The sequence below is a fragment of the Actinospica acidithermotolerans genome (assembly GCF_018139625.1).
Taxonomy (GTDB): Bacteria; Actinomycetota; Actinomycetes; order Streptomycetales; family Catenulisporaceae; genus Actinospica; species Actinospica acidithermotolerans.
In genome coordinates this window covers 1-4,275 of sequence record NZ_JAGSOH010000227.1, presented here as the reverse complement: position 1 = coordinate 4,275, position 4,275 = coordinate 1, and the positions used below count along the sequence as shown (strand labels likewise).

The following is a 4,275-nucleotide window of genomic DNA, read 5'->3' as shown; positions in this document are numbered from 1 at the left end:
CATTGAGGGCCTGTCTGTCTTCGGCGTGCGAGTTTGGTCGCTACACACCGAGCCAGAAGGCCCTCACCCATTTCAAGATCCACCGCCAGTGAGCCGTGTCACTAACCTCTGTGGTCAGTACAACTAGAGCTCTGTTCTTTAAGTGATGTGTATGTTCCAACTCCTAGAAACACTGTAGGAAAACCATAAGCAAATCTAGGGACCGAGAACCGATCCCACAGTTAAGGAACACCCGTGAGCGAACGACGCAATGACTGCCTAGTGTGTGGGGACAATCTCCCAGACTCACCCAAGGACCGCCGTGCGAGGTCAGACAAACTCTACTGCTCCGACCGGTGCCGGGTTCGCCACTTTCGCGAAGCTCGTGCCGAACCCACAGCGCGCGCTGTGAAGCTCTGCAAGTACTGCATAGAGCCCTTCACGCCGACCTACCACGGACAGACCGCGTGCGTCTCGCCTAGCGACGCGTGTAGAACCCTGCGAGACGAGCACAGACGCCGCGTAGCGGATTGGGAGCGTCTTAAGGACGAGATGGTTTGGCCGTGCGCCCGCGAGGGTTGCGCGAACGAGACACCCGAATACGAGCGCGGACGGCCGCCTAAGTTCTGCTCTGACCGCTGTAAGACTGCCCATTATCGGGCCACACGAAAGGCCAACGCATGACAAGCGCCGTGAAGTCCTGTCGGCTCTGCGCCGGATCACTACCCGCCGACGCTGCGCCATACTGCTCCGACTGTCTCAAGTGTGAGGGATGCGGCGAGGAAATCGTGTACGACGGACACCGCAAGCGTTATCACGACCCAAAGTGTCAGCGGCGAGCCCTGCGGCGGCGAAAGTTGCTCGGAACATAGGCGCGCTGACCTGCATTCCAAATACTGAGATATGAAGTTTTCCGCAGGTCAGCGGCTTAATTGGCCGAAAATCGTACCTTTCGCTCGTTAGATAGAGAGTGGAAGGGAATTGCCACCCCTTCTGTCGTCAACGGGCGCGCTAGCCGCGTCATTCCGGGTAGCTACTCGCAGTGGCGTAATCGCCGTGGCTACCCGGCCAAAGCCTCGCGCCGTCCAAGTTGCTGCTTATCCAGCGGCGCGCAGAAACACAACTGAATAGCGTCTGAGTCGGAGAGAGCTCGGCGCTCACGGAAGTGACCCACCTAGTCATGTGACTCGGTGGTCCGTGAGCGCTGGGCTCTCTCTCTGCATTCCGGCGCACTGCGAAAGGAACGCGCAGTGGCGTACAACACTGAATACGAACGCGCCGTCAACAACGGTGGCGCCGTTGACCCTGACTTTTCCGCGCTGGTGTCCGCGCGCTACGCATTCTCGACGAAAACACGGTAGTTCCGCGCGAGCCGCGCAACCGCGCTGAGCTCTACAACGCGCGTCGAATGCTTGTCTCATTAGTCGAGGGATACCGCGACACCGCTCCGCTGGAAACGCGCGAAGCGGCTTAAATAACGTGTTCGCACTCGCGAACCATTATCAGCGCTGATCAGCGCAGAAATCACAAATCATGCTCGATACCAAGGTCTGTGAGCGGTGCACTGTCGCGTACCCGCTGAACGACTTCTACACGGCGCCCGGCAATGCCGATCTCCGCGCTTCCCGGTGCATCCGTTGTTGCATTCTCGATGGTCACTATGACCTTGAGGGGCGCGTTAACTCGGTCCCTGACTCTGTGCGCCGGAACTCGCCCGCGCCGACTACTCGACCGGCCAAGACGCAGCCCATCCGCAAGCTCGTCATTCCTCGCGCCGGTACCCGTAATGCGAGGGGGCGCAAGCGATGATTCCTGAGTTTGCACGACACATCGGACGCAAGGAACGCGAACTATCCGAGTGTATCGCGCGGGCCGATTCGCTGGGCAGCGCAATGCGCGAGATGACAGATAGCGCGCGGAGCGAGAATCGCAACCTGTCCGACGCCGAGGCCGAACTCTTCGACGAGTTTGAGGCCGAGATGAGGCATCTCCGGACCTACATTCCACTACTCCGCGAATCTCTCGACGCTGACCGGCAGCACGCCGAATGCGTGCGCGGCATGGCCGATTGGAACGGCTAGGCGATGACCACCGAAATTGAGATGCGCACAATGCGCGCCGCCAAGGCCACGAAACTCGGCCAAATGCAGGCAATCCTAGACCGCGCTAAGCGCAACGGAACAGCGCTGACCAGTGCGGATATTGCGCGATTCGATGCGCTCGAATCTGAAGTCCTGGCGCTGAACGAGCAGATTCGCGCCGCTGAGAATCCACCGAAGGAACCCCACAAGATGACTGACAACCTCATTCGCAAGGTCGGCGGCGACGTTGAGCAGCCTAGCAAGGCTTCTCAGCTAGGTTTCCGCTGGTACGCAGGCCCGAATAAGGGCGATGTCTACCGGCGCGACAACGGTAGCCACTCGTATTTCCTCGACCTGGCCCGAAAGGACATCGATTCGACGGGTGAGGCTCGTAAGCGGCTGGAGACTAACTCCAAGATGCGCTCCGACGCAGAGGCTCGCGCCGGTATTTCGACCGTCAATGGTTCCGGTGGCGAGTTCGTTCCTCCGCTGTGGCTTGAAGAGGACTTTATCTCGTATGCGCGCCCCGGCCGGCCGACCGCTAATCTGTGCCAGAAATTCCCGCTACCGGCTGGTACTGACACTATCAACCTGCCGAAGGTAGCGACCGGTACCGCTGTTGCTCCGCAGGTTACGCAGAACACCGGAGTGCAGGAAACCGACATAACCACCACCTCGGTTGCCTCGCCGGTCATCACTATCGCGGGTGGGCAGACTGTCTCTCTCCAGCTCGTTGAACAGTCGCCGATCAACATTGACATGATCGTGCTTCAGGATCTCGCCAAGGCGTACGCCGTTACGCTCAATGGCCAGATTCTCAGCGGATCGGGCGCGAGCGGCAATCTGACTGGTCTGCTGACTCTCAGCGGTACTAACGCCGTGACGTTCAGCGGAACGGCTCTTACCGGTTCCGGCTCGCTGTACAGCGCGATTCTCAAGGGCTCTCAGCTCGTTCAGACCGGTATCTTCCTACCGGCTGACTCGATCATTATGCACCCGCGCCGTTGGTCGTGGATGCTTGAGCAGGTTGACACCCTCGGCCGTCCGATCATTCCGCCGCGCGACGGCGACAATCAGAACTCGATCGGTGTCTATGAGATGGACGCCGCCGCTCAGGGTTACGTCGGAACCATCGGCGGACTGCGCATCTACACTGACGCGACGATTCCGACCAACCTGGGCGCTGGGACCAATCAGGATGCGATCCTTGTTGCGCGCATGAGTGAGAACTACCTGTGGGAGTCCGACATTCGTGCTGAGGCTTTCCAGCAGACCTACGCACAGAACATGAGCGTGTACGTCCGTCTCTACAACTATGCCGCGTTCCAGCCTGCCCGTTACCCCGCTGCCATGAGCGTGATCAACGGTACGGGTCTGAACCTCGCCGACTAACCAACGGGTCATGTGACTCGGTGGGTGCCGAGACAAGCCAAGCTAGCGCCGACTTGCTTTGCCCTTACGATTCGCGACAGCGCGGCTCGCGGGCTTAGCTGGTCGGCGCTCTCTGCTTTCTCGGCCTGTAGTGCGCTGGCTTGCCTCGGTGCGTGGCGAGAGTCGGCCGGACTGGTCGGCGCACTACTCTGTAAGCGAGAACGTTGGGCCGCTCGCTGACTCGCGCCGTGGTCGGCTGGCCGTGGTCATCTAGCCTATGCGCTAGCTATGTATATATGCAGAGCTCTGCATACTCTATGTACTAGCACACAAGAGAGCTTGTCAAGGCACTGCCTTGCTCTGCAAACGTGCAGGTCAGAGTATTTGTTGTGGGCTTTGGGTATCAACAATCTGTTGACTACAAACATGCAGGTCAAAGCGCTATGGGGGGTACTGCAATTTGTCAGCGAAGATCATCCCAGGGGACCCGGCCCCTGGCTTTGCACATTTTCGCGAAATGCCGACCCCGATTTAGTTGATCTTGGATGGTTCGGATGGTCGCCACTCCATCGCAAAATCCGCATAAACTTGCAGAATGTCCGTGGAAGGAACGGAAAGTGAATCTCTCCATCGCTGACTCAGCGAGGTACCTCGCGCTACTCGGCGCAATGCTCATCAGCTTCAGCGTGGAACAGCACTTGGCCGCCACTCACGGTGTGAGCTTGCCCCGGTCTTCCGGACGGTTCCGGTGTGTCACGTCTGCACGAGGCTGGCGTGTATCTGTTCATACTGTATGGGGCTGAGCATGTCGAGTGTCGAGTGACGCCGTCGTGGGTTGTACCAG

General features: G+C 59.2%; 2 protein-coding genes. Both read left to right on the top strand.

Features of this window, described 5'->3' with window-relative positions; translation table 11 throughout:
- The first annotated feature begins 1,784 nt into the window (after positions 1–1,784).
- The gene (locus KDK95_RS34045; RefSeq protein WP_212522488.1) at positions 1,785–2,060 is read left to right on the top strand and encodes a hypothetical protein; all 276 of its coding nucleotides are present in this window, start codon (positions 1,785–1,787) and stop codon (positions 2,058–2,060) included.
- A 3-nt stretch (positions 2,061–2,063) separates the two neighbouring features.
- Positions 2,064–3,452, top strand: coding sequence for a phage major capsid protein (locus KDK95_RS34040; protein ID WP_212522487.1), 1,389 nt, complete (start codon positions 2,064–2,066; stop codon positions 3,450–3,452).
- Positions 3,453–4,275: the final 823 nt, after the last annotated feature.